Origin of the sequence: Massilia endophytica (assembly GCF_021165955.1) — a bacterium.
Lineage (GTDB): Bacteria > Pseudomonadota > Gammaproteobacteria > Burkholderiales > Burkholderiaceae_D > Rugamonas > Rugamonas endophytica.
The window spans coordinates 791,956-814,300 of the sequence record NZ_CP088952.1 but is presented as its reverse complement, the minus strand read 5'-3'; the positions used below and the strand labels follow the sequence as shown (position 1 = coordinate 814,300).

The following is a 22,345-nucleotide window of genomic DNA, read 5'->3' as shown; positions in this document are numbered from 1 at the left end:
GCCACCGAACACAGTCTGCGAACTGTGTTCGGTTATCGACCGGGTCACCGGGGACAGCCCCCATCCGGGGTCTGTCCCCTCTGCTGCCACTATGCAAAATAAAAGCGGACCCTCGGGTCCGCTCTTTACTTACTGCGACAGTGCGGCAAAGGCACGGTCGCGAATTTCCTCCACAGGTCCCACGCCCTCGATGCGGCGGTACTTCGGCGCGTTGGCGTCGCCCGAATCGGCCCAGTTATGGTAGTAGCCGAGCAGGACTTCGGTCTGGTTGTGATACACGTCAAGGCGCTTCTTCACGGTTTCCGCCTTGTCGTCGTCGCGCTGCACCAGCGGCTCGCCGGTCACGTCGTCCTTGCCTTCCACCTTGGGCGGATTGAACTTCACGTGGTACACGCGGCCCGAGCCAGGGTGGCAGCGGCGGCCGTCCATGCGCTCGATGATGGATTCGTCCGGCACGGCGATTTCCAGCACGTAGTCGATCTTCACACCTGCATCCTTCAGGGCGTCGGCCTGCGCAATGGTGCGCGGGAAGCCGTCGAAGAGGTAGCCCTTCGCGCAATCCGGCTCCTGCAGGCGCGCCTTCACCAGGCCGATGATGATGTCGTCGGACACCAGCTGGCCAGCGTCCATCACCTTCTTCGCAGCCAGGCCCAGCTCCGTGCCGGCCTTGATGGCTGCGCGCAGCATGTCACCCGTCGAGATCTGTGGAATGTTGTACTTTTCCTTGATGAAGTTGGCTTGGGTGCCCTTGCCGGCGCCAGGTGCTCCTAACAGAATGAGACGCATGAAAATTCCTAAATCGTTTTTAATATAATGGTAAGTATGGACAGCTTGTCACGAAACTTACCACAAAACTTCCCCTGAACGCCATATTTCAGCCGAAATGGCGGCGTACGCGCTCCAGGTCTTCGGGCGTATCGACGCCCGCGGCGGGCGCCGAGTCCGTCACGTGGACCGCGATGGGATAGCCGTGCCACAGCACCCGCAGCTGTTCCAGCGCTTCGATGCCTTCCAGCGGCGAAACCGCCAGGCCGGGATAGGCAAGAAGGAAATCGGTGCGGTAGGCGTAAAGCCCGATATGGCGCAGCGGCTGGTAGCCGGAGGGCAGCACGGACCGGGACGCGGCGAAGGCGTCGCGCGCCCACGGAATCGCGGCGCGGCTGAAGTAGAGGGCACGGCCCAGGCGGTCCAATACCACTTTCACCACGTTCGGATTGAAGACGTCGGCCGCGTCGTGCAGGGGATGGGCGCAGGTGGACATCGGCACGTCCGGGCCGATGCGGCTTGCGGCGGCGGCCAGCAGGGCCGGATCGATCAGGGGCTCGTCGCCCTGCAGGTTGACGACCACCGAATCGGGCGCGAGGTTCAGGGTGCGCGCCACTTCCGCGATGCGGTCGGTGCCGGAGGGATGGTCGGCCCGCGTCATGCACACCTCCACGCCGTGCTGCACGCAGGCGGCGCGGATGTCCTCATGGTCGGTGGCGACGATGATGCGGCTGGCGCCCGATTCGGCGGCGCGCTCGGCCACGCGCACCACCATGGGCTTGCCGCCCAGGTCGGCCAGGGGCTTGTTCGGCAGCCGGGTCGAAGCCAGGCGGGCGGGAATGATGGCGATGAAGGACAAGGCTTATTCCACCGAATCCTGCAGGGTGCGCGCTTCGTCGGCCCACATGATGGGGATGCCGTCGCGGATCGGGTAGGCCAGGCGGTCGCCGCGGCAGATCATTTCCTGGGCCTTCTTATCGTATTCCAGCGGGCCCTTGCACACAGGGCAGACCAGGATATCAAGCAAACGTGCGTCCACGGCATTTCTCCACAATATGGTCGGCCAGCGCGGAATCGATGCGGGCGCTGACCGGAACGACCCACAGACGCGGATCGTTTCTGAGTTCTTCAATGTGGCTGCATTTTACTGCATCCTTCTCCGTCAGCAGGACCAGGTCCGCGTCCAGCGCGGCGAAAGGATTGGCGTGGAAATCGTAATGGTCGGGCAGCGGCAGCTCGGCAAACGACAGCCCTGCGGCGCGCAGGGTGGCAAAGAAGCGCGCCGGATTGCCGATGCCCGCCGCCGCGACGATTCTCCCGCCGCGCTGCGCCAGCTCCGCCAGCGCCACCCGCTGGCCAGGCTCGCCCAGCCGTTCGGCATGGCCACCGCCCACGCTCATCTGGTAGACATCCTCCCCGCCCAGCTGCGCGCGCAGCTGCGGCGTGACCTCGGCCGCGTTCACCACCGTGAAGTCGCGCCGGCGCGACGGCGGCTCGCGCAGCGGACCGGCGGGCAGCGTCCAGCCGTTGCCCGTGCCGCGCCCGTCGAAGAGCACCACCTCCACGTCGCGCTGCAGCGCGTAGTGCTGAAGGCCGTCGTCGGTCACGATCACATCGATCTCCGGATGCGCCGCGAGCAGCGCGCGGCCAGCGGCGGCGCGGTCGCGCCCCACCATCAGCGGCGCTCCGGTGCGGGCCGCGATCAGCACGGGTTCGTCCCCCACTTCGGAAGGAAGGGACTGCGCCGTTACCGGCCGCGCCGCGCCGGCCTCGCTGCCGAAACCCCGCGAAACGACGCCCGGCTTCAGGCCCGCCGCACGCAGCGCCTCCACCAGCCAGATGGTAAGCGGCGTCTTGCCCGTCCCGCCGATAAAGATATTCCCCACCACCACCACCGGCACCGGCAGGCGCGAGGACTTCAGCACGCCCGCGCGGTACAGGCCGCGCCGCACAGCGCTCAGCGCGCGGAACAGCAGGGAGAGCGGCCAGAGCGCGCACGCCAGCGGCCCGCGCCGCAGCCAGGCGCGGGTCAGCGTGGATTCAAGACTCATGGATTATTTGGCGGCGCCGGTCTGCGCGGCGAAGGTGAGGCGTTCGAAGCCCGCAATGCGCGCCGCTTCCATCACGTTCACCACCATCTGGTGCATCGCGAACTGGTCGGCGTTGACGATCACCACAGGATTCGCGCCCTTCGATGCTGCCTTCAGTTGCTGCGCCAGGCCCTCCACGTTCTGGAAGGAGACCGGCACATTGTTGACGGTGTAGTTGCCCTTGGCGTCCACCGTCACGTTGATTTCGTTGGGCTGCTCCACCGCCTTCTCCGCATCGGCGGTCGGCAGCGTGATCTGCAGTTCCGTGAACTTGCTGTAGGTGGTGCTCACCATGAGGAAGATGAGGATCACCAGCAGCACGTCGATGAAGGGGATCAGGTTGATCTCCGGGTCCTCGCGCCGCTGGCCCTTGCGGAAGTTCAGTGCCATGCCCTGCCCCGCTTACTTGCGCGAGTTGTGGACCACGTCCACGAAGCGGATGGCCTGCTGCTCCATCTCGATGATGAAGCTGTCCACCAGTGCGCGGAAGTGGCGGTAGAACACCAGCGTTGGCATGGCGATGGCAAGGCCGAAGCCCGTGTTGTACAGGGCGACGGAGATGCCGTGCGCCAGCTGGGCGGGATTGGCGCCCGAAGCATTCTGCGCGCCGAAGATCTCGATCATGCCGACCACGGTGCCGAAAAGGCCCATGAGCGGCGCAAGCGATGCGATGGTGCCCAGAGTGGTCAGGAAGCGTTCCAGCATGTGGCCCACGCCGCTGCCCGATTCCTCGATGGCTTCCTTCATCACGTCGCGCGGCGCGTTCACATTGCGCAGGGCGGCGGCCAGCACCACGCCCAGGGGCGAGCTCTTTTCCAGCTTGTCGATGATGTCCGGGGTCACGTTCCCGCCGCGGTACACGCCCACCACCTCGTTCAGCAGGCTGGGAGGAATGATGCGCGCGCGGCGCAAGGCGATCAGGCGTTCGATGATCAGGGCGGTGGCAACGACCGATGCGATCAGCAACAGCCAGATAGGCCAGCCGGCAGCTTGGAAAATGGCGAGCAAAACGAACTCCTGTGTTCCGGGATAAGTAAGGTAAGGCAGCCCGCAATGTATCGTGTTGGCCCGCCTTCGGCAAGTAGGGCCTTCTGCACAAATTTTGTGGAAAAGATTGTGAGCAAGGCCGCCGAATGCGGGCTAGTGCCTTGATTTCAAAGAGGAATTTCGAAGTGCGCAAAATTGTGGCACTGTCCACAGCCGGCTCGTCTGTGCGGTTCTTAACATTTTCTGTGGACAAAATTGTTAGCAATGCCCTTGTCTGCAAGCTAAGTGCTTGAACTGTAACAGAAAACTTTCCGTGCGTAAAATCTGCGCAGCCTGCCATATCCCCTGTTGTGCGTTCTTCACATATTCTGTTGATAAGATTGTTGGCAAGCCCGTGGAGGCCACCCAAGAGCCTTGATTTAAAAGAACATTTTTTCCCTGCGTAAAAATTTCGCAGTGGCATAAAATTGCCTGTTCACAGGGCGCGATGGGGACAAATCCCCCATTCTGCACAAAAACTGTGGACAATATTGTGAGCAAGGGAAGGCACAAGCGCCAAGCGCCTTGATTTCAAAGGGAAATTTTTCGCGGCTCAAAAAACGGGCAGCTTTCCGGCCTGCGAGTTCCGCACATTTTCTGTGGATATCTTTGTGCGTAAGGGCCGGGTGAAATCGCTAAGTGCTTGATCCGAACGGGAAAAGTGCTGCTGCACGCGTTTCGTGCAGAGCGGTTTACCGTGCAAAATCAGGGGTTTACAAAAAACTCTTGCTGTAGCTTGCGATCTATGACATAAGCATGACCTTTTGCCCGTCTTGTGGATATGAGCGACCCGAACCAAGTCATCACCGTGAGCGCCCTGAACCAGGCCGTCAGCCGCCTGCTTGAGCGCTCCTTTCCCCTGACGTGGATCGCAGGCGAGATCTCCAACTTCACGCGCGCCAGTTCCGGCCACTGGTATTTCACCCTGAAGGACGATGCGGCCCAGGTGCGGGCCGTGATGTTCCGCGGCCGCTCCCAGTTCGCGGGCTTCACGCCGCGCGAAGGCGACAAGGTGGAGGTGCGCGCCCTCGTCACCCTGTACGGGCCGCGCGGTGACTACCAGATCAATGTGGAGGCCATTCGCCGCGCAGGCGTGGGCCAGCTCTTCGAAGCCTTCATGCGGCTCAAGGAAAGGCTGGGCGCCGCGGGCTGGTTCGATGAAGACCGCAAGCGCCCCGTGCCATTGTTCGCGCGCACCATCGGCATCGTCACCAGCCCCCAGGCGGCGGCCCTGCGCGATGTGCTCACGGCACTGCGCCGCCGCGCGCCCCATGTGAACATTGTGCTCTACCCCACCCTCGTGCAGGGCCAGGGCGCGGCCGAGCGCATCGCCGCGCAGATCGACGCCGCCTCGCGCCGCGCCGAATGCGATGTGCTGATCGTGTGCCGGGGCGGCGGCAGCATCGAAGACCTGTGGAGCTTCAATGAGGAAGCGGTGGCCTGGGCCATCGTGAACTGCAGCATGCCCGTGATTTCGGGCGTGGGCCACGAAACGGATTTCACCATCGCCGATTTCGCGGCCGACCTGCGCGCCGCCACGCCCACCGCCGCCGCCGAACTGGCGGCCACGCCGCGCGCGGACTGGGTCGCCTCGCTGAGCGCGGATGCGGCCGATCTGCGCCGCGCCATGCGCCGCACGCTCAACGATGCCTCGCAGACGCTGGACCATCTCTCGCGCCGCCTGCTCAGCCCCGCCGCCCAGATCCGCCAGCAGCGCCTCAAGCTGCTCGCCCTGTCGACGGCCATGATGCACGCCAACCGCGCACCCCTGAACCAGTCGCGCCACGCGCTGGAAAAGCTGGCGGGACGCCTCGCCGCGCAGCGGCCGGACCTGCGGGCAGTGCGCGCCCACCTGGCAGCCCTGCAGCACCGGGGCGGCGTGTGCATCGCCAGCCAGCTGCGGCACCGGCGCGAGGCGCTGAACGGCCTGTCGGCCCAGCTGGAGATGCTCAATCCCCAGCGCACGCTGGAGCGCGGCTATGCCATCGTGCGCAACGAAGCGGGCGCCATCCTGCGCGCGCCCGCGCAGCTGCTGCCGCGCGAAAGCGTCACCATCCGGCTCGCGGAAGGCAGCGCAAAGGTGGACGTGGCGGCAGTGCAACCCTTACTGGACTAATTGGCAACTGGTATGCAATTGCTGCAAGCATAATGTTCTTTTATGGTAATCTTGGCCCGGTTCGTACTCATCCCGTGGACAGGAAGTGACAAAAGAAGAACAGATGACCGGACCTTCGACCCTGATCGACGTGGCGCGCGAGGCGGGTGTATCGCCCAGCACCGTGTCGCGCATCCTGAACGGTACGGCGCGCGTGTCGGACGACAAGCGCCAGGCCGTGATGAAGGCCATTGCCCGCACCAATTTCGCTCCCAACCTGATGGCGCAAGGCCTGAAAAAAGGCCGCACCCACACCATTGGTATCGTGGTGCAGGATATCTCCTCCCCCTTCTTCGACGAGACCCTGAAAGGCGTGGACGACGGCCTGAAAGGCACCGGTTACGCCTCCGTGATCGTGAGCGGCCACTGGAACGCGGACGAGGAAGCCGAGCGCATCCGCCTGCTGCTGGCGCGCAAGGTGGACGGCATCATCCTGCTCTCGGGCCGCATGGCGGACGAAACGGTGCTGCAGTTCTCCAGCCAGCGCCCCATTGTGTCCACCGGCCGCGAGCTCGACACCGAGCATGCCCTGGGCTTCAAGATGGACAATGAACACGGCGCCTGGCTCGCCGTGCGGCACCTGATCGAACTGGGCCACCGCCGCATCGCCTTCGTCTCCGGCCCGCCCACCAATATCGACGCGGAAGACCGCATGCAGGGCTACCGCCGCGCCCTGGACGAAGCGGACATTCCCTTCGACCCGGCCCTGGTCGTGGAAGGCAACTTCCACGAAGAGAGCGGCCTGCAGGCCGTGAACCACCTGCTGGGAAAGAAGACCCAGTTCAGCGCCGTGTTCGCGGCGAACGACCTGAGCGCCTATGGCGTGCGCCTGGCCCTTTACCGCAAGGGCATCCGCGTGCCGGAGGACATTTCGCTGGTGGGCTTCGACGACCTGCACGGCTCCGAATTCACCACGCCGCCGCTCACCACCGTGCGCCAGCCCCTCTACGACATCGGCCTGACGGCCACCAACGCCCTGCTGCGCCTGATCAACGGCGAGCGCGTCACCCCGCGCGTGCCGCCGGTGGAACTGGTGGTGCGCGAAACGACCCGCCCGCACTAGACCTGCGCTTTCGGATTACAATAGTGGCCGTTTCGGCAAAAATAACCTTCTGTCTCTACTAAAAGGAAACACTCATGGAACATACTCTGCCGCCGCTGCCGTATGCGATGGACGCCCTGCAGCCGCACATCTCCAAGGAAACCCTGGAATACCACTACGGCAAGCACCATCAGGCATATGTGACCAATCTGAACAACCTGATCAAGGGCACCGAGTTCGAAAACCTGTCCCTGGAAGAGATCATCAAGAAGTCCTCCGGCGGCGTGTTCAACAACTCCGCCCAGGTATGGAACCACACCTTCTACTGGAACTGCCTGGCGCCGAACGCCGGCGGTGCGGCCAGCGGCGCCGTGGCTGAAGCCATCAACGCCAAGTGGGGCTCCTTCGACAAGTTCAAGGAAGAATTCACCAAGTCCTGCGTGGGCAACTTCGGTTCCGGCTGGACCTGGCTGGTGAAGAAGGCCGACGGTTCCGTGGACATCGTCAACACCTCCAACGCCGCCACCCCGCTGACCAGCGCCGACAAGCCCCTGCTGACCTGCGACGTCTGGGAGCACGCCTACTACGTCGACTACCGCAACGCCCGTCCGAAGTATGTGGAAAGCTTCTGGAACCTGGTGAACTGGGACTTCGTGAACAAGAACTTCGCCTGAGCGAAGCGCTTGACCGCATCCTGAGAGAGCCCGCCTGTGCGGGCTTTTTCTTTTCAAGGAGACATGCATGAGCTATACCGCCTCGCGCCACCGCTACGAAGAAATGCAGTACCGCACCTGCGGCCGCAGTGGCCTGAAATTGCCGCTGCTCTCGCTGGGCCTGTGGCACAACTTCGGCGACACGACGCCGCTCGCCACCCAGCGCGACATGCTGCGCACGGCCTTCGACCACGGCATCACCCACTTCGACCTGGCGAACAACTACGGGCCGCCTTACGGCAGCGCGGAAAGCAATTTCGGCACGATCTTCAAGGAAGACTTCAAGCCCTACCGCGACGAGCTGATCATCTCCACCAAGGCGGGCTGGGACATGTGGCCCGGGCCCTATGGCGAAGGCGGCGGCTCGCGCAAATACGTGCTGGCGAGCCTGGACCAGAGCCTCAAGCGCATGGGTCTCGACTATGTGGACATCTTCTACTCTCACCGCTTCGATCCCGATACGCCGCTGGAAGAGACCATGGCCGCGCTGGCCCATGCCGTCCACCAGGGCAAGGCGCTGTATGTGGGCATTTCCTCCTACTCCGCCGAGAAAACGCGCGAGGCCAAGGCCCTGCTGGCCGAATGGAAGGTGCCCTGCCTGATCCACCAGCCCTCCTACAATATGCTGAACCGCTGGATCGAGACCGAAGGCCTGCTCGACGCGCTGGGCGAGGAAGGCATCGGCTGCATCACCTTCACGGCGCTGGCGCAAGGCGTGCTGTCGGACAAATACCTGAACGGCATTCCGCAGGACGCGCGCATCAACCGTCCCGGCGGCGGCTCGCTGAAGGAGTCGCACCTGAGCGAGGAAAACCTTGCGCGGGTGCGCGGCCTGAACGATATCGCCAGGGCGCGCGGCCAGTCGCTGGCCCAGATGGCCCTGGCCTGGGTGCTGCGCGATCGACGCATCACCTCCACCCTGATCGGCGCCTCCAGCAGCGCGCAGATCCGCGAGAACGTGGGCGCGCTGAAGAACCTCGCCTTCAGCGCCGAGGAGCTGGCAGCCATCGACAAGCAGGCGCAGGAAGGAAACCTGAACCTGTGGGCCAAGTCATCGAAGTCCTGACGAAGGCGCTCACTTGCACTGCTGCCTGGTCATCCTGATCTCCCTCAGGTCCCGGATGGTGAACTCGGGGGGAATATTCCTGTCGTTGGCATTCACCATCGCATCGCGGACATTGGTGAGCGCCTCGAGGTGACCTGGCTCGTCGCGCAGGAAGCGCTGCTGCTCCGACGATGGCGTGTCGTAAACTACTGCATTGCACACGGCCGCCTTCCGGAAAATCTGCAGAACCGTTTTTCTTGCAGTGAAAGTGGCAAAGCGCTCGTCTGGGGTGCTGGGCGAGTGGTTAATCCTCTTATACGCATTCTCGCACTGCGTTCCGAGGATGGGGTAGGCTGCCTGGATACCCTCGCAGCTGGGGTCTGTCGCGGGTCCCCCGGCGTAAGCGGTGGTGGGCAGGACGAAAGCGATCAGGAGCGGCATCGCAATCGATGCAAAACGAACGATGTGCTGCTTCGGTTGAGACAGTGTTTGACGTAAGGTTTTCATAGCATTCCCGTTTCGATTTGTGTGAGAAGTGACCTGGGCCGACGTGGTCCCTTACTTGCACTGCTGCTTTGTCATCGTGATCGCATTCAGGTCGGTGGCGGTGTAGGGGGCGGGAATATTCGTGTCGTTGGCATTCACCATCGCTGTACGGACATTGGCGATGGCGGTCAGATGCCCTGGTTCGCCGCTCTTGAAGCTCTGCTGCGCCGACGACGATGCGCCGTACATGCCGTTGCACAGGACCGCCTTGCGGAAGATCTGCAGGACCGTTTTCCTTGCCCCGAAGGTTGCGGAGCGCTCCTGGGCATTGCCGGGCGCGTGGTTGATGTTCGCGTAATTGGTTTCGCACTGCGTTCCGAGGATGGGATATGCATCCTTGATGCCCTGGCAGGAGGCAACGGTCGCCGGCGGTGCGGCGTGAGCGGCAGCCGGCAGGAAGGAAACGATCAGGATCGACATGACGATCGATGCAAGGCGGACGGCGAAGCGCTTTGGCTGGGCTGACAGTTGACGCAGGGTTTTCATGGTATTTCCCTTTCGATGATGGTTTGAAGAGTGCCCGGATGCTTGTGCAACCGGATTCAATTCTGCCCATCGCCGCGCCGAAATCCCTGACCGTGTCTGACGTAGCGCCAGAGCGTTAGACCATGCCGCCGTTGGCGCGCAGGGTCTGCCCGTTGACCCAGATTCCAGGGCGCGCAAGGAAGGCCACCACTTCGGCAATCTCCTCCGGCCTGCCGATGCGCTCCAAGGGCGCCAGTTTCGCGATGGCGTCTACCTGTTCCTCTGTCTTCCCGTTCAGGAACAGCTCCGTGGCTGTCGGTCCTGGCGCCACGGCATTCACGACGATGTCGCGGCCGCGCAGCTCCTTCGACAGGACGTTGGTCATGACTTCGACCGCAGCCTTTGTGGCACCGTAGACGGCGTAGCCCGGACGCCCAAGCCCGGTCACACTGGTCGAGAGGTTGACGATGCGCGCGCCCTGCCGCATGCGCCGCGCCGCCTCGCGCAGGGTGTTGAACGTTCCCTTGACGTTGACCGCCATCAGCCGGTCGAAGGTGGCGTCATCCGTCTCGGACAGCCGCGGCAGCGATGGCGGCATGATGCCGGCGTTGTTGACCAGTACATCCACCCGCCCAAACCGGGCAATGGTTTCCTCGAACAGCGCCACGACGGCCGCGCTGTCGGCCACGTCGGCGCGGATCGCGGCAGCGGTCCCGCCCTGCTCCACGATGCTCGCGACGAGCTGCCCGGCCTCCGCTGCGCTCCCTGCATAGTTGACGACGACGGCATAGCCTTCGGCGGCCAGGCGGCGGGCAATGGCGGCGCCGATTCCACGCGAGGCGCCGGTGACGATGGCTGTTTGCTGATTCATGCTTGTGCTCCTGGATGGTTGGGGATGGCGCCAGTATTCCGCATTCACACCCATGAATAAATGCACTAAACTTGGTATCACTATTCCAATTCCAACAATAATATGGACCGATTCGACGCCATGCGCCTGTTCACGCGCATCGTGGAGCTGAAGAGCTTCAGCAAGGCTGCTGAAGACCTCATGCTGCCGCCCGCCACGGCCACGCACGCCATCCAACAGCTCGAAGCGCGGCTCGGCGTGCGCCTGCTGCACCGGACTACGCGCCAGGTGAGCCCCACGCAGGATGGCGAGGCCTATTACCAGCGCTGCCTCGGCATTCTTGCGGATGTGGAGGAAACCGAGGCAGGTTTTGGCGGAAGCGGCGCGCCGCCGAAGGGCAAGCTGCGGGTCGACCTGCAGGAAACGCTGGCCCGGCGCTTCGTGCTGCCGCGCCTGCGCGAGTTCCTGGCGCACTTTCCGGAGATCGAACTGGAAATCGGCACGGGAGACCGCTATGTGGACCTGGTGCGCGAGGGAATGGACTGCGTGCTGCGCGTTGGCACGCTGCGCGATTCGAGCATGGTGGCGCGCCGTGTTGCCACCATGCGCCAGGTGAGCTGCGCCACGCCCGCCTACCTGAAACGGCACGGCAAGCCGAGAACGCTGGACGATCTCGCGACGCATCTCGCCGTCAACTTCCACTCCTCGGCAACGGGCCGCCTGCTGCCCCTGGAGTTCCTGGTGGATGGCGCCCTGCGCACCGTTGAGCTGAACGGCAAGGTGAGCGTCTACAGCGCGGACGCCTACATGGAATGCTGCCTCAACGGCCTGGGTATCGTGCAGGTGCCGCGCTACCGCGTGGCCGAACTGCTCGACAGCGGCGCCCTGCGCGAAGTGCTGCCCAAGTACCCGCCGCCGTCGCTGCCGGTTTCCGTGCTCTACCCTCATCAACGCCAGCTGTCGCCCCGCGTGCGCGTGTTCGTGGACTGGCTGGCGGAGCTGATGTCGGGCGTGGATTGACTGAAGGAATGGTGTGCCGCCGCTGCCCTGCCTGACTGTACGATGAAGCGCGAACCAAACCGACAGGGGAGAATACGATGCGCTTGAAAAAACTATCCGAGCAGGTGATTGTGATTACCGGCGCCACCAGCGGCATCGGGCTGACCACGGCCCGCATGGCGGCAAGGCGCGGCGCGAAACTGGTGCTGGCCGCACGCAGCGAAGAGGCGCTCAGCCAGCTGGAACAGGAGCTGCGCGCCCAGGGTACCGAATGCTTCGGCGTGCCCACGGACGTGGGCGACCAGGATGCCGTCGAGAGCCTGGCCCACGTGGCCAAGGCGCGCTTCGGCCGCATCGACACCTGGGTCAACAACGCGGGCATCTCCATCTTCGGCCGTACCGAGGACGTATCGATGGAAGACCAGCGCCGCCTGTTCCAGACCAACTTCTGGGGCACGGTGTACGGCTCCCTGGAGGCCGTGAAGCACCTGCGCAAGAGCGGCGGAGCGCTGATCAATGTGGGCAGCGAAGTTTCCGACGTGACGGTGCCGTTGCAGGGCATGTATTCGGCGTCCAAGCACGCGGTGAAAGGCTTTACCGATGCGTTGCGCATGGAACTGGAGAAGGACGGTGCGCCCGTGTCGGTCACGCTGATCAAGCCAGCCGCCATCGACACCCTGTTCACGGTGCATGCCAAGAACTATATGGACAAGGAACCCCGGTTGCCTGCCCCGCTGTACGCGCCCGAGCTGGTGGCCGAGGCCATCCTGAGCGCCGCCGAGAAACCGCAGCGCGACATCTTCGTGGGCGGCGCAGCCAAGGCGAACTCCCTTGGCGCCTTCCACATGCCGCGCTTCTTCGACAAATACGCCGAGGCCTTCATGTTCGGCCAGCAGCGCAGCGACAGGCCGAGTGCGCGCAACCGCAAGGACGCATTGCACGCGCCGGACGAATCGCAGGAGCTGAAGCAGAGCCGCAACCAGGAAGGCACGCACCGCAACAGCATCTACACCCGCGTGACGACGGGCGCCAGCCCCATGAAACTGGCCCTGCTGGGTGGAGGAGCCCTCATGGCGGCGTGGATGCTGAGCCGCCAGTCGCAGGCGCGGCCCGAAGGCCGGCGCCAGCTGGGCGCCCGCCCACATTAAGCGCGTTCGATGCTCTCCCTCTCCTCCTTCGTGGTGAGGGGGATGGTTTCGACGTGGTCCACATCGATGTCGCCGCCGTCGGGCGCCGTGTTGTCGCGGCCCACGGTGGCGCGCTCACCGGTGCCGCCCGCATCCGTGTCGCTGTCGAGATTGGCGTCGCCTACATCCGGACCGGCGGTGCCGCCTGCCGTGTTCTGGTCCGTATCCTCATTGGTGCCTTGATCGAGGCCGGTGTCCACTTGCTGGGCCAGGCCGGAGCCGCCCTGTACGTCGCTGCCTGAATCGGACGTGTCGCTCGGGCCGAGCGCGCCGGTGCCGTGCCCGCGGCCCAGCACGCGGTCGGGCGCGCTGGGGAAGTTGTCGGGATCGAGAGTGCTGGTGCCTGACATGATTGCCTCCATAAATGCAACGCCGCACAAGGCGGCCTTGAATTCACTCTAACAAAGCGGCTGGATCGGCGGCGCACCCCTGCGGCGCGCCCGGCATCGTTTTCACGTTTCAGGTCGGCAATATTGTCCCGGTTTCGTGGTTTCTGCGCCACCACAAACGTCCCGTCCTGGTCAAAAAGGAATTTCCCAATGAGCAACAATAGTACAATTCCTATTTCAAAAATATAACTTTTCCAGGAGAGCGTAATGAGCAGTTTTGAAGCGACTGACAAGCGCCTGAAAACCATTCGTTCCCGCATGCCCGCCTTCCCGGAAGACCTCATGCGCCTGCTGCGCATGACCCATCATGTCCAAAAGCGGGTGAAGGATTTGTCCAATGCAGTGCTGCGCAAATATGAGCTGGTGGATGCCAGCTATATGGTGCTGGCGGTGCTGTATGGTTCGGAAAACGAAAGCGCCACCGCGTCGGCGCTGGGTGAGGCTTGCATGGAAAAACCCGCCAACCTCACACGCGTGTGCAACGACCTGGAGGCGCAAGGCCTGATCGTGCGCGGCAACCGTCCGGGCGACCGCCGCTGCGTGATGATCTCCCTCACCGATGCGGGGCGGGGCCTGATCCAGCAGGTGATGCCGGAAGTGTGGGCGCGCACCACGCGCGCTTACGACGATTTCAATTTCGAAGATATCCGCACCCAGGAAGCGCTCTTCCTGCGCCAGCTCAGCAATCTGGAAAACGCGAGCTGAGAAAAGGCCGCCGCGCGGCGGCCCTCCTGCTAGCGGAATTTGTAGAGCTTCACCTGCTGCACCGTGAAGCCGTCGTTGGCGGGCAGGCGCACGTGCCGCCCCTGGTGGCTCTCGTCCCCGTTCAGCCAGCGGCCTTCCTTCCAGCGCCCCTCCAGGAACTTCCCTTCCGTGAGCTTCTCGATGCCCACGCCCGTGGCAGGCCCTTGCGGGTCGGAGAAGGTGACCGTGATGCCTTTGCCGGCCACGATGAATTCGTCGTCTCCCGTCTGGATCACGAGGCCGCCGCGCGATTCCACTTCCGAAGGTTCGGTCTTGCCCCACTGGTTCTGCAGGCTGACATGGAGCTTGTACGCGCCCATCTGTACTGTCTGCGGCGCCATGTCGATCACGCCGTCATACGATACCTGGGCCTTGAAGCCGCGCATGCGTCCCGTGCCCTGCGCCGCCATGATGACGGGCGTAAGCTGCTTGAGCAGCGCGAAGGCGGCGGGCAGCGGGTCGGTTTTCAGGTCGGTGGGGTTGTCGATGGCGAAGGGCGAGTAGCCCATGCCGTCCAGCTCCGCGATGGACCAGATGGCGTTGGCGCCCAGCTCGGGACGGCCAAGCCGGTTCCCCTCGGGTACGAAGAGCGGATTGTCCGGCCGCTTGAACTGCCTGGCCCAGTCAGGAAAGTTCGGGAAGTAGGTGTCGATCGCGATCAGGTCCACCGCGGGCGCGCCCGCCTTCCAGATATCGAAGAGATGCGGCAGCGGCCCAGCGCTCGGGTACTCACCCGGCTTCCTGCCCGGACGGTTCAGGGCCACGTTGACGAACATCGGCAGGCCGTACGCCGCCTTGCCCGCCCTGGCGAGTTCCTCGGTGAAGGCGGCGTAGTGCCAGGCCTGGAACACTTCTTCCGCTTCGATGGAGCTCCCGAATACCTCCGTCCAGCTGCCCGCACTGCGGCTGCCGTTCGCTTCCCACAGCTTGCGCACATAGGGATGCAGGCCCTCGCGATGGGAGTGGAGATAGGCGGTCAGGCTTCGTGGAACAGGTCCGGCAAGGGCGGCATTGGCTTCGGGGCCAAAGTCCCGCACATCCGGCAGCATGCCGATCTCGTTCTCGACCTGCACCATAATGACAGTGCGCTGCGCGTCCACCTTCTTCAGGTGGGCCATCATCGCGGCGAAGGCGGCGCGATCTGCCTTCAGGGTATTGGCGCTGAAGGGGCTCAGGATGTCCTGCGGTTCCCCTGCCCTGTTGCGCGCGCGGGGGAAGCGCTGGTTATCGCGCTTGACCCAGGCTGGCGGATAGGTGGACATGGAATTCTTCCAGGCGCCGAACCAGAGCAGGATAAGTCGCGTGTCGTTGGCGCGCGCCTGGCGCAGCATGCCGTCAAGGACGGCGAAATCGAACTTCCCCTCTTCCGGTTCGATCTGGTCCCACTCCACGGGCGCGAGCACCGTATTGAGATTGGCCGCCTTCAGCGCGGGCCAAAGCTTTTCGAGATAGGGAAGATGGGAAGCAGAGGAGTTATACAGCTCGCCGCCCAGGACAAGAAAGGGTTTGCCGTCCACGATGAGCTGGGTGGCAGTGCCCTGCTTGCGCAGGTGGGGAATGGAGGGATCTGCGGCGGCCGCGCGGGCCAAGGGCAACGCCAGGACTGCAGCAAGCAGCCAGGCGTGGCAACGGTGTCGCTTCATTGCTAGCCTTTCGAGGATGGGACAAGGCGGCGGCCGCTGGCCGCCGCCTCCATGCGCATCAGAACTTCATGCGCAGGCCGAGGGAGTAGGTGCGGCCCGGCGAGTACTGCGACATGGTCGCGTTCGGGAACTGGAAGTAGGAACGGCGCGTTGCGTTGTTCAGGTTCACGATGTCGAAGGACAGCGTTGGCCAGCCCTCGCGGTCGAACACCTGGTCCAGCTCCACGCTCGACGAGAAGTCCAGCTGCTTGTAGTCGTCGCCGAACAGGGCGGCATTGGTGATGCCGTTCTGGTTGGCGTTGGCCACTTGCGAGCCCTGGCTGTAGGTGTGCGACAGGCGCGCCATGTAGCCGTGGTTCTCGTAGTAGATGCCGAAGTTGTTGGTCTTCTTCGGCACGCCCAGCGCAATGAAGCCCTTGCTGCCTTCGCCGCTGGCGCGCTGGTTGATGAGCGTGAGGGTTTCGTTGAAGCCGAAACCGCGCCATGGAATCCACTTGTCCAGCGGCTGCACCCAGCCCAGCTCCAGGCCGCGGATACGCAGCTCGCCTTCCGCATTGCGCGGACGGGTCAGCACCACCGTCGCCACATTCGGGCCGCCGCGGGCATTGATCGCGTCCTTCTGGTTCGGCGCCAGGTTGTCATAGGTGACGCCATAGGCCGCGAGCGAGGTGAATGGCTGTGTGATGTTCTCGTTGACCGTGAAGCCGTTGATGCGCTTCTGGAAGGCGGTCAGGCTCACATAGCCTTCGCGGCCCGTGTACCAGTCCAGCCCCAGGTCGATGTTGTCCGAGATGTAGGGCTTCAGGGACGCATTGCCCACCGTGCCAACATCCGCCGACACGGAGGAGAAGTTGATGCCCGGACGCAGGGCGTTGGGGTCCACGCGGGTCATGCTGCGCGATGCCGCGGCGCGCAGCACCACGTCCTTGCGCAGGTCCAGCGCGGCGGTGGCCGACGGCAGGGTGTTGTGGTAGCTGCTCTCCTGGTACACCCACTGGTTGATGTTGGGGTACTTGCTGCCGTTGAGCGTAAGGGTGGCGTTGCGCGGATCGGAAACGCCGTTGTAGGAGCCCACCTGCTGCTCGGTGCGCACGTAGCGCACACCTGCGTTGTAGCGCAGCTTGTAGCCCGCCGGTTCCGCCTCGCCGTTCGTTTCGACGTAGAAGCCGGTGCTCTTCTCGCCGATATAGCCCGCGCTGGCGCCGGTGGACGAGGAGCCCGCGTCCGGCGCTGTGGCGTTGTAGTAGTCGTACTTCGAGTCCTTGCGGAAGCGCGCCCAGTCGATGACCGGCTTGCCGTAAGGGCCAGGGATGATGTAGCTGGCCAGGGCGCTGGCTGGAATCAGCGAGCCGCCATAGGTCAGCGTGTCGGTGCGGCCTGCCGTGTAGCCGGTGCCGAAGCCAGGATACAGCGCAGCGGCGCTGGCGCCAGGCGTCGATGCGCCGTCGCATGGAGGCGCGCCGTTAGGCCCCTGCAGGAACACGCTCGGGTTGTTGCCGCAGACGGCCGCCTGCCATGCGGCGGAGTTCTCCTGGGCGCGGATGCGGCGGTTGATGTCGTCGTAGGCCACGCCGGTCCTGATGTTGAAGGACTTGTCGCCCCAGGTCAGGTCCGTATGCAGGCCCTTGGTGCGGGTTTCGCGCAGCTCGTTCTGGATGTTCACGCGGCCGCCGCCCCACACATAGGTGGAGGGATTGTTCAGGTCCAGGTTGGAAACGATGGAGGGAATGCCACCCTCGTTCTTGTAGGTGACGGTATCGCCGCCGTTGACGGGCGTGATCGGCATCACGGTCGGCGCTTCGTGGCTGAAGCGGCTGCGGTTGTAGTTCGCCTGGGCGTCCAGCTTCAGCCTCGGCGTGATCTTCCATTCCATGCCCGGGTTGATGCCCAGCAGGTCCACCTTGTCGCGGCGCGGGCCGTATTCGATGAAGTGCAGCGTGTTGGCGAAGGTGCCTCCCGTGACCACGCAGCCGTTGGAGCAGTCGTTGCGGTCCACGGTCATGTTCAGCGGGATGGCCGCGTTATTGCGCACCGCCCAGTTGTAGGCGATACGCTGCATGTCGTCGTCCTTCTTGCTGTACATGGTGTCCAGGTAGAAGTGCAGCGATTCGGTGGGGCGGTATTCGGCGCTGACCACGGCCGAGACCTTGTCCTTGGTGCCGAAGTAGTCCATGGTGCGGCCCAGGCGCGGCACGATGGCATTGTCGATCTGGTCGATCGTCAGGCCGGGATTGTGCGCGAGCAGGAAGGCCTGGTCGATGACGGTGCCCGGCACCAGGCCGTTGCCTGCGTTGGCCGGCACGGTGGCGGGAATGGTCCAGTTGCCGCCGCCGGTGGGGTTGCGGGTTCCGGCGCGTTGCGCGGCGGTCAGGTTGGGATTGGTCCAGCCCACGGTCTCGAAACCGGTGGTGCGGGCTTCCTGGCGGGAGAGCGCCACGCCGCCCAGGATACCGAAGGTGTCGCCGAAGGTGCGGCTGGCGATTACGGAGCCGCGGCCGCCCGTCTTGCCCGCGATCTTGGTGCGGGTGCCGGTGACGTTCACGGCGACATACTGGCCTTCCTTGTCGAAGGGACGCGCGCTGCGCAGGTTCACGATACCGGCGGCGCCGCCTTCCAGCATGCTGGCGGTGGGGCTCTTGCTGACAGTGAGCTTGGTGAACAGGTCGGTGGGCAGCAGGTCGAGGTCCACCTCGCGGTTACTGTTCTGGCCATCGATCGGGCCGGAGGAGGCAACGGCAACGGAGGAATTATTCAGCAGGATCTTGGTGAAGCTCGAACCGAGGCCGCGGATCTGGATCGTCATGCCCTCGCCCGTTACGTCGCGCGCCACCTGCACGCCGGGAACGCGGCTCAGGGACTCGGCGATGTTCTTGTCCGGGAACTTGCCGAAGTCTTCGGCGTTGATCGAATCCTGGAAGCCGGTGGCTTCGCGCTTGTCCTTGGCGGACGAAATAAGGCTGGTGCGGTAGCCCGTCACCTGGACGGTCTGCATCGAGTCCGCGGGCGCCGGCGTGGCCTGCTGCGCGTAAGCCTGGGAAATCAGGCTCGCCATCGCCGTGAGGGTCAACGCCACCGTACGGCTGGGGCGCACTGCGGCCGTGCTGCGTGTCTTCAACATCGTTTGGTCTCCTCTATGTTCTTGATCGCCGCTCCGGTGGGCAGCGTTATGTGCTTGTTAGCGATTCGAGTGTAGTTGTCGTACAACTCAAAGTCAACATCTTTTAACATCGAATGTTATGCGCAACCATTTTTGTCGCAAATAGAAGAAACGCCCCGGTGGCGGGGCGTTTTGGCTGCTGTGTATGGAGAGTAGCGCCGGAAACCAGCGCTGGAGCGGGCTTGCGCCTCAGCGCTTGTTAGCGCCTATCTTGAGCGGAGGGCGCATACGGGGCGCCGCGTCGGACTGGCGGCGGATGAGGGAGAAGTCCATCACCATGTGCTCCGGCGAGTCGCCCTCGCCTTCGCGCAGGGCCCGGATCTGGTGCACCAGGAAGCGCACGGCCGTTTCGGCCATCTCGGTAATGGGCTGGCGCACGGTGGTCAGCTCGGGCCAGATGGTGGTGGCAAGCGCCGTATCGTCGAAACCTGCGACCGTAAGATCGCCCGGAACGTCGAGGCCCAGCCGGTGCGCGATGGCGACCGTGGCTGCCGCCATGTCGTCGTTGCTGGCGAAGATGGCGGTGGGCCGCTGCTCCAGTGCCAGAAGCTGTTCCGCCGCGTCCAGGCCGGAACGGTAGGTGAACAGGCCCTGCACGCGCAGCTCGGGCGAAGCGTCTCCGCCCTTCTCCGCCACGGCCGCTTCGAAGCCCGCCAGGCGGCGCGCGCTGGCGGTCTGGTTCGGATGGCCGATGATGAAGCCGATGCGGTGGTGGCCCAGCGCGATCAGGTGGCTGGTCATGGTGAAGGCGGCCTGGTAGTCGTCGATGCTCACGGCGCCTGCGCGCTTGTCCGGCTTGCCGCAGGCAACCGTGACGGCGGGCGTGCCCGCCTTGCTGATCATGTCGATAAGGCCCGGCAGGTCGCACAGGGGCGGCGGCAGGATGATGCCGTCGACGCCGTTGTCGATCAGGCGGCGCGTCTGCACCTGCCAGTCCAGGCCCGCTTCGCACTTCTCCACAACCAGCTGGATATTGTGCAGGCTGGCCTGGTTCAGCAGGCCCACGAGGAACTCGCTCAGATAGCCCGCGCTGGGATTACTGTAGAGGAAACCGACACGGATTGGGCGCGCACCGGCAAGGCGGCGCGCCGCCTGGTTCGGCACATAGTTCAGCGCAGCGACGGCGGCATCGACCTTCTTGCGCGTCGTGAGCCGTACATTGGGGTCGCCATTCATTACCCTGGACACCGTCATCGGGGACACTCCGGCCAGCTGGGCCACGTCGGCCATGGTCGGGGCGCCCGATCTCGCGGCTGGAGCACTCGCCTTTGCTTTGGTCATTTGGCTAGGAAACGATGGGAAAAGTTAGTCAGACAGCGTTGTCAAATCAAGCCCGGACTTTACCACAGCGTGGCCATCCGGGCTTGCGGGCGCTCAGCCCCTGCCCGGAGCAAAGGGGAAGCGCTGGCGCTTGTATTCTTCCAGGCTGCGCTCCGGCGCACGTACGCCCGCTGGCAGCGGCAGGCCGGAAACGGACTGGAAGTAGGCCACGCTGGCATCGCGCCACCACAGCGCCTCCTTGTACTGCTTGTCCAGCAAAGTGCTGACGTCCTCGAAACGCTCGGCGTCGATCATGGGCCGGAGCTTCGCCCAGCGCTTGCGAAGCTCGTCCGCCTGCGACACGCCAAGATCGTAATGCGCCACAAGCTCTGTCCACAGATCACGGCCGGAAGGCATGGCGTAGGTCCATGGGAGATGGTGGAACCATAGCAGCAGCTCGGGCGGCGTGCTGCGCGGGTCCGACCAGCGGCGCGCCAGCTCCGGCGCGTACTGCGCCAGGGCGCCGCTGCCGCCCGCCGTGCGGTCGAAGCCCACGCCCTTGCGGTCGGCCTTGTGATAGTAGACGGGGTTCCAGTCCGGCCGCCCCAGATCGTCCACCCAGGGCGCCGGGCCGTGGTGATGGCCGGTTCCCATGAGGTGGTGCAGGCCGAGAGGCGTCATGTAGTTCACCACGGCCTCGCGCGACATCATCATCATGTCCGTGATGTCCTTTGCCGCGGCGGGCGGAAAGGTCTGTGCCGCCCATTCCTGCGCGATATGGCGCGCGGAAGCCTGCGGATTCCACGCCAGCCTGCCGAAGGCGTACCAGTTGGCCTGGTCGAAATGCGAACCGCTCCAGGTGCGCGAGCTGCCGATATTGGCGACGCCTGCCATGCCGGTCAGCCCTGCAGGACCGGCGCCCTCCTCCAGCACCTGGGCCACCGTCCACCCACCTTCGCGCTGCCTGGTATCGCTGCGCAGGGTTTCCTGGAACAAGGGGCCAAGGTAGGCGAGGTGCGTCGCGAAGCCCAGATACTCCTTCGTGATCTGGAACTCCATCATCAGCGGAGTATGCTTCATCGCCCCGAACAGGGGATGGAAGGGTTCGCGCGGCTGGAAGTCGATGGCGCCATTCTTGACCTGCACCATGACATTGGGCGCGAAGCTGCCGTCCAGCGGTTTGAACTCGTCGTAAGCCTGCCGGGCGCGGTCCACCGGCTTTTCTGCCGCGTAGACGAATGCACGCCACATCACAATACCCTTGTGCGGAGCGAGCGCCTGGGCCAGCATGTTGGCGCCGTCGGCGTGGCTGCGGTGATAGTCCTGCGGGCCGGGCTGGCCTTCGGAATTCGCCTTGACGAGGAAGCCGCCGAAATCGGGAATGGCGCGGTAGATCTCGTCCGCCTTCCTGCGCCACCAGGCCGCCACCTCGGGCGCCAGCGGGTCCGCCGTGGCGGTCTCCTTCAATTCCAGCGGCGTGGAGAAGCGCGCGGAGAGATAGACCCTGATGCCATAGGGCCTCAGAACATCCGCCACTGCGGCGGCCTTGGCGATCCATGGCGCCGTCAGGATCTCGGCCTTGGAATTCACGTTGTTCAGCACTGCGCCGTTGATGCCCAGCGAAGCGTTGGCGCGGGCGTAGTCAATGTAGCGGCGGTCGCGCACTTCGGGCAGGGCCCACCAGTCCCAGATGGATTCGCCCGCATAGCCGCGTTCCACCGTGCGGTCCAGGTTGTCCCAGTGATTCAGAACCCTCAACTGGAGCTTTGGCGCGGAGCGCTCATCGAGCTTGTCCAGCGCAGCCCCGCTTCCAGCCGCGCGCAGCCATGCGAAACTGCCGTACAGCAGGCCGATATCGGTGTTCGCGGCAATGAGCGTGATGCGGCGGCCCTGCAGCTTGAGGCGCTTCAGCGCATAGCCTTCAGCGCCAAGGGTTTTGAGGCCATCGATCTGCGCCGCGAGCTGTGGCGCATTGGCGGGCGTGGCGAGCACGATGGCTCCATCCTGCAACCCGGAGCGCAGCGGGGCAGCATGCCCTGCCCAGCCCTTGGTGGCGCGCTGAAGCTCACCGATGGCCGCGTTCACAGTAGGCGATGCCGCACCTTGATAGATAATGGCACTGGCATCCAGTCTTGCCTGTGCTGCCCTGTCCAGGGGGCGATAGCGCATCCATAGCTGATAGCCGTCTTCCTCGACGGCCCACGCCGGGACGGCGAGCGCCGTTGCCACCAGAAGCGCTATCGCGCCAAGAATTCTCTTCATTCCATCG

Annotated in this window: 21 protein-coding genes; 7 read left to right on the top strand and 14 right to left on the bottom strand. The window is 64.3% G+C overall.

Annotated features, from left to right (window positions below):
- Window positions 1–129: 129 nt before the first annotated feature.
- The 6 genes from adk to LSQ66_RS03735 form a co-directional block, all read right to left on the bottom strand.
- Window positions 130–786 carry an adenylate kinase gene (gene adk, locus LSQ66_RS03760; RefSeq protein WP_231768479.1) on the bottom strand — a complete coding sequence of 219 codons (657 nt, stop codon included), beginning with the start codon at window positions 784–786 and terminating at the stop codon, window positions 130–132.
- An 88-nt stretch (window positions 787–874) separates the two neighbouring features.
- Window positions 875–1,624 (bottom strand): 3-deoxy-manno-octulosonate cytidylyltransferase, encoded by a 750-nt coding sequence (kdsB, locus tag LSQ66_RS03755; protein ID WP_231768478.1) that lies wholly within the window; start codon window positions 1,622–1,624, stop codon window positions 875–877.
- Window positions 1,625–1,627: 3 nt separating this feature from the next.
- A complete protein-coding gene (locus tag LSQ66_RS03750) occupies window positions 1,628–1,804 on the bottom strand; it encodes a Trm112 family protein (RefSeq protein WP_231768477.1) in 177 nt (58 codons plus the stop codon).
- On the bottom strand, window positions 1,785–2,816 hold the full coding sequence (gene lpxK / locus LSQ66_RS03745; RefSeq protein ID WP_231768476.1) for a tetraacyldisaccharide 4'-kinase: 1,032 nt from the start codon (window positions 2,814–2,816) through the stop codon (window positions 1,785–1,787). Before lpxK ends, LSQ66_RS03750 begins: the two co-directional genes overlap by 20 nt.
- 3 nt (window positions 2,817–2,819) lie before the next feature.
- Window positions 2,820–3,239, bottom strand: a complete 420-nt coding sequence (locus tag LSQ66_RS03740) for an ExbD/TolR family protein (protein ID WP_231770043.1) — start codon at window positions 3,237–3,239, stop codon at window positions 2,820–2,822.
- Window positions 3,240–3,257: 18 nt separating this feature from the next.
- On the bottom strand, window positions 3,258–3,863 hold the full coding sequence (locus LSQ66_RS03735; RefSeq protein ID WP_231768475.1) for a MotA/TolQ/ExbB proton channel family protein: 606 nt from the start codon (window positions 3,861–3,863) through the stop codon (window positions 3,258–3,260).
- Between the two features lie 799 nt (window positions 3,864–4,662).
- On the opposite strand from LSQ66_RS03735, the gene xseA reads away from it, so the two are divergent.
- The 4 genes from xseA (at window position 4,663) to mgrA (ending at window position 8,857) form a co-directional block, all read left to right on the top strand.
- Window positions 4,663–5,997, top strand: a complete 1,335-nt coding sequence (xseA, locus tag LSQ66_RS03730; RefSeq protein WP_231768474.1) for an exodeoxyribonuclease VII large subunit — start codon at window positions 4,663–4,665, stop codon at window positions 5,995–5,997.
- 103 nt (window positions 5,998–6,100) lie between these two features.
- Window positions 6,101–7,099 carry a LacI family DNA-binding transcriptional regulator gene (locus tag LSQ66_RS03725; RefSeq protein WP_231768473.1) on the top strand — a complete coding sequence of 333 codons (999 nt, stop codon included), beginning with the start codon at window positions 6,101–6,103 and terminating at the stop codon, window positions 7,097–7,099.
- Between the two features lie 74 nt (window positions 7,100–7,173).
- Window positions 7,174–7,752, top strand: a complete 579-nt coding sequence (gene sodB, locus LSQ66_RS03720; RefSeq protein WP_231768472.1) for a superoxide dismutase [Fe] — start codon at window positions 7,174–7,176, stop codon at window positions 7,750–7,752.
- Window positions 7,753–7,819: 67 nt separating this feature from the next.
- Window positions 7,820–8,857 (top strand): L-glyceraldehyde 3-phosphate reductase, encoded by a 1,038-nt coding sequence (mgrA, locus tag LSQ66_RS03715; RefSeq protein ID WP_231768471.1) that lies wholly within the window; start codon window positions 7,820–7,822, stop codon window positions 8,855–8,857.
- A 9-nt stretch (window positions 8,858–8,866) separates the two neighbouring features.
- Here mgrA and LSQ66_RS03710 read toward each other — a convergent pair whose 3' ends face one another.
- The 3 genes from LSQ66_RS03710 to LSQ66_RS03700 form a co-directional block, all read right to left on the bottom strand.
- Complete coding sequence (locus tag LSQ66_RS03710; RefSeq protein WP_231768470.1) at window positions 8,867–9,343, bottom strand: hypothetical protein; 477 nt, start codon at window positions 9,341–9,343, stop codon at window positions 8,867–8,869.
- A gap of 51 nt (window positions 9,344–9,394) precedes the next feature.
- Complete coding sequence (locus LSQ66_RS03705; protein ID WP_231768469.1) at window positions 9,395–9,868, bottom strand: hypothetical protein; 474 nt, start codon at window positions 9,866–9,868, stop codon at window positions 9,395–9,397.
- A gap of 115 nt (window positions 9,869–9,983) precedes the next feature.
- Window positions 9,984–10,718, bottom strand: coding sequence for an SDR family oxidoreductase (locus tag LSQ66_RS03700; protein ID WP_231768468.1), 735 nt, complete (start codon window positions 10,716–10,718; stop codon window positions 9,984–9,986).
- A 102-nt stretch (window positions 10,719–10,820) separates the two neighbouring features.
- On the opposite strand from LSQ66_RS03700, the gene LSQ66_RS03695 reads away from it, so the two are divergent.
- Both LSQ66_RS03695 and LSQ66_RS03690 read left to right on the top strand, forming a co-directional pair.
- Window positions 10,821–11,717 (top strand): LysR family transcriptional regulator, encoded by an 897-nt coding sequence (locus tag LSQ66_RS03695; protein ID WP_231768467.1) that lies wholly within the window; start codon window positions 10,821–10,823, stop codon window positions 11,715–11,717.
- A gap of 77 nt (window positions 11,718–11,794) precedes the next feature.
- Window positions 11,795–12,844 carry an SDR family oxidoreductase gene (locus tag LSQ66_RS03690; RefSeq protein WP_231768466.1) on the top strand — a complete coding sequence of 350 codons (1,050 nt, stop codon included), beginning with the start codon at window positions 11,795–11,797 and terminating at the stop codon, window positions 12,842–12,844.
- Here the strand turns inward: LSQ66_RS03690 and LSQ66_RS03685 are convergent.
- A complete protein-coding gene (locus tag LSQ66_RS03685) occupies window positions 12,841–13,233 on the bottom strand; it encodes a hypothetical protein (RefSeq protein WP_231768465.1) in 393 nt (130 codons plus the stop codon). The genes LSQ66_RS03690 and LSQ66_RS03685 overlap by 4 nt on opposite strands.
- Window positions 13,234–13,479: 246 nt before the next feature.
- On the opposite strand from LSQ66_RS03685, the gene LSQ66_RS03680 reads away from it, so the two are divergent.
- Window positions 13,480–13,977 (top strand): MarR family winged helix-turn-helix transcriptional regulator, encoded by a 498-nt coding sequence (locus LSQ66_RS03680; protein ID WP_231768464.1) that lies wholly within the window; start codon window positions 13,480–13,482, stop codon window positions 13,975–13,977.
- A 29-nt stretch (window positions 13,978–14,006) separates the two neighbouring features.
- On the opposite strand, the gene LSQ66_RS03675 is transcribed toward LSQ66_RS03680, so the two are convergent.
- From LSQ66_RS03675 to LSQ66_RS03660, 4 genes are all read right to left on the bottom strand, one after another.
- Window positions 14,007–15,659 carry a GH35 family beta-galactosidase gene (locus tag LSQ66_RS03675; protein ID WP_231768463.1) on the bottom strand — a complete coding sequence of 551 codons (1,653 nt, stop codon included), beginning with the start codon at window positions 15,657–15,659 and terminating at the stop codon, window positions 14,007–14,009.
- A gap of 58 nt (window positions 15,660–15,717) precedes the next feature.
- Window positions 15,718–18,777, bottom strand: a complete 3,060-nt coding sequence (locus tag LSQ66_RS03670) for a TonB-dependent receptor (protein WP_231768462.1) — start codon at window positions 18,775–18,777, stop codon at window positions 15,718–15,720.
- A gap of 228 nt (window positions 18,778–19,005) precedes the next feature.
- Complete coding sequence (locus tag LSQ66_RS03665) at window positions 19,006–20,097, bottom strand: LacI family DNA-binding transcriptional regulator (protein WP_231768461.1); 1,092 nt, start codon at window positions 20,095–20,097, stop codon at window positions 19,006–19,008.
- 93 nt (window positions 20,098–20,190) lie between these two features.
- Window positions 20,191–22,338, bottom strand: coding sequence for an alpha-glucuronidase family glycosyl hydrolase (locus tag LSQ66_RS03660; RefSeq protein WP_231768460.1), 2,148 nt, complete (start codon window positions 22,336–22,338; stop codon window positions 20,191–20,193).
- Window positions 22,339–22,345: the final 7 nt, after the last annotated feature.

What these genes read in the sequence shown, in the direction of transcription:
- adk (WP_231768479.1), bottom strand. Translation starts at nt 786, where the DNA reads ATGCGTCTCATTCTGTTAGGAGCACCTGGCGCCGGCAAGGGCACCCAA.
- lpxK (WP_231768476.1), bottom strand. Translation starts at nt 2,816, where the DNA reads ATGAGTCTTGAATCCACGCTGACCCGCGCCTGGCTGCGGCGCGGGCCG.
- xseA (WP_231768474.1), top strand. Translation starts at nt 4,663, where the DNA reads ATGAGCGACCCGAACCAAGTCATCACCGTGAGCGCCCTGAACCAGGCC.
- LSQ66_RS03725 (WP_231768473.1), top strand. Translation starts at nt 6,101, where the DNA reads ATGACCGGACCTTCGACCCTGATCGACGTGGCGCGCGAGGCGGGTGTA.
- sodB (WP_231768472.1), top strand. Translation starts at nt 7,174, where the DNA reads ATGGAACATACTCTGCCGCCGCTGCCGTATGCGATGGACGCCCTGCAG.
- mgrA (WP_231768471.1), top strand. Translation starts at nt 7,820, where the DNA reads ATGAGCTATACCGCCTCGCGCCACCGCTACGAAGAAATGCAGTACCGC.
- LSQ66_RS03710 (WP_231768470.1), bottom strand. Translation starts at nt 9,343, where the DNA reads ATGAAAACCTTACGTCAAACACTGTCTCAACCGAAGCAGCACATCGTT.
- LSQ66_RS03705 (WP_231768469.1), bottom strand. Translation starts at nt 9,868, where the DNA reads ATGAAAACCCTGCGTCAACTGTCAGCCCAGCCAAAGCGCTTCGCCGTC.
- LSQ66_RS03700 (WP_231768468.1), bottom strand. Translation starts at nt 10,718, where the DNA reads ATGAATCAGCAAACAGCCATCGTCACCGGCGCCTCGCGTGGAATCGGC.
- LSQ66_RS03695 (WP_231768467.1), top strand. Translation starts at nt 10,821, where the DNA reads ATGGACCGATTCGACGCCATGCGCCTGTTCACGCGCATCGTGGAGCTG.
- LSQ66_RS03690 (WP_231768466.1), top strand. Translation starts at nt 11,795, where the DNA reads ATGCGCTTGAAAAAACTATCCGAGCAGGTGATTGTGATTACCGGCGCC.
- LSQ66_RS03685 (WP_231768465.1), bottom strand. Translation starts at nt 13,233, where the DNA reads ATGTCAGGCACCAGCACTCTCGATCCCGACAACTTCCCCAGCGCGCCC.
- LSQ66_RS03680 (WP_231768464.1), top strand. Translation starts at nt 13,480, where the DNA reads ATGAGCAGTTTTGAAGCGACTGACAAGCGCCTGAAAACCATTCGTTCC.
- LSQ66_RS03675 (WP_231768463.1), bottom strand. Translation starts at nt 15,659, where the DNA reads ATGAAGCGACACCGTTGCCACGCCTGGCTGCTTGCTGCAGTCCTGGCG.
- LSQ66_RS03670 (WP_231768462.1), bottom strand. Translation starts at nt 18,777, where the DNA reads ATGTTGAAGACACGCAGCACGGCCGCAGTGCGCCCCAGCCGTACGGTG.
- LSQ66_RS03665 (WP_231768461.1), bottom strand. Translation starts at nt 20,097, where the DNA reads ATGACCAAAGCAAAGGCGAGTGCTCCAGCCGCGAGATCGGGCGCCCCG.
- LSQ66_RS03660 (WP_231768460.1), bottom strand. Translation starts at nt 22,338, where the DNA reads ATGAAGAGAATTCTTGGCGCGATAGCGCTTCTGGTGGCAACGGCGCTC.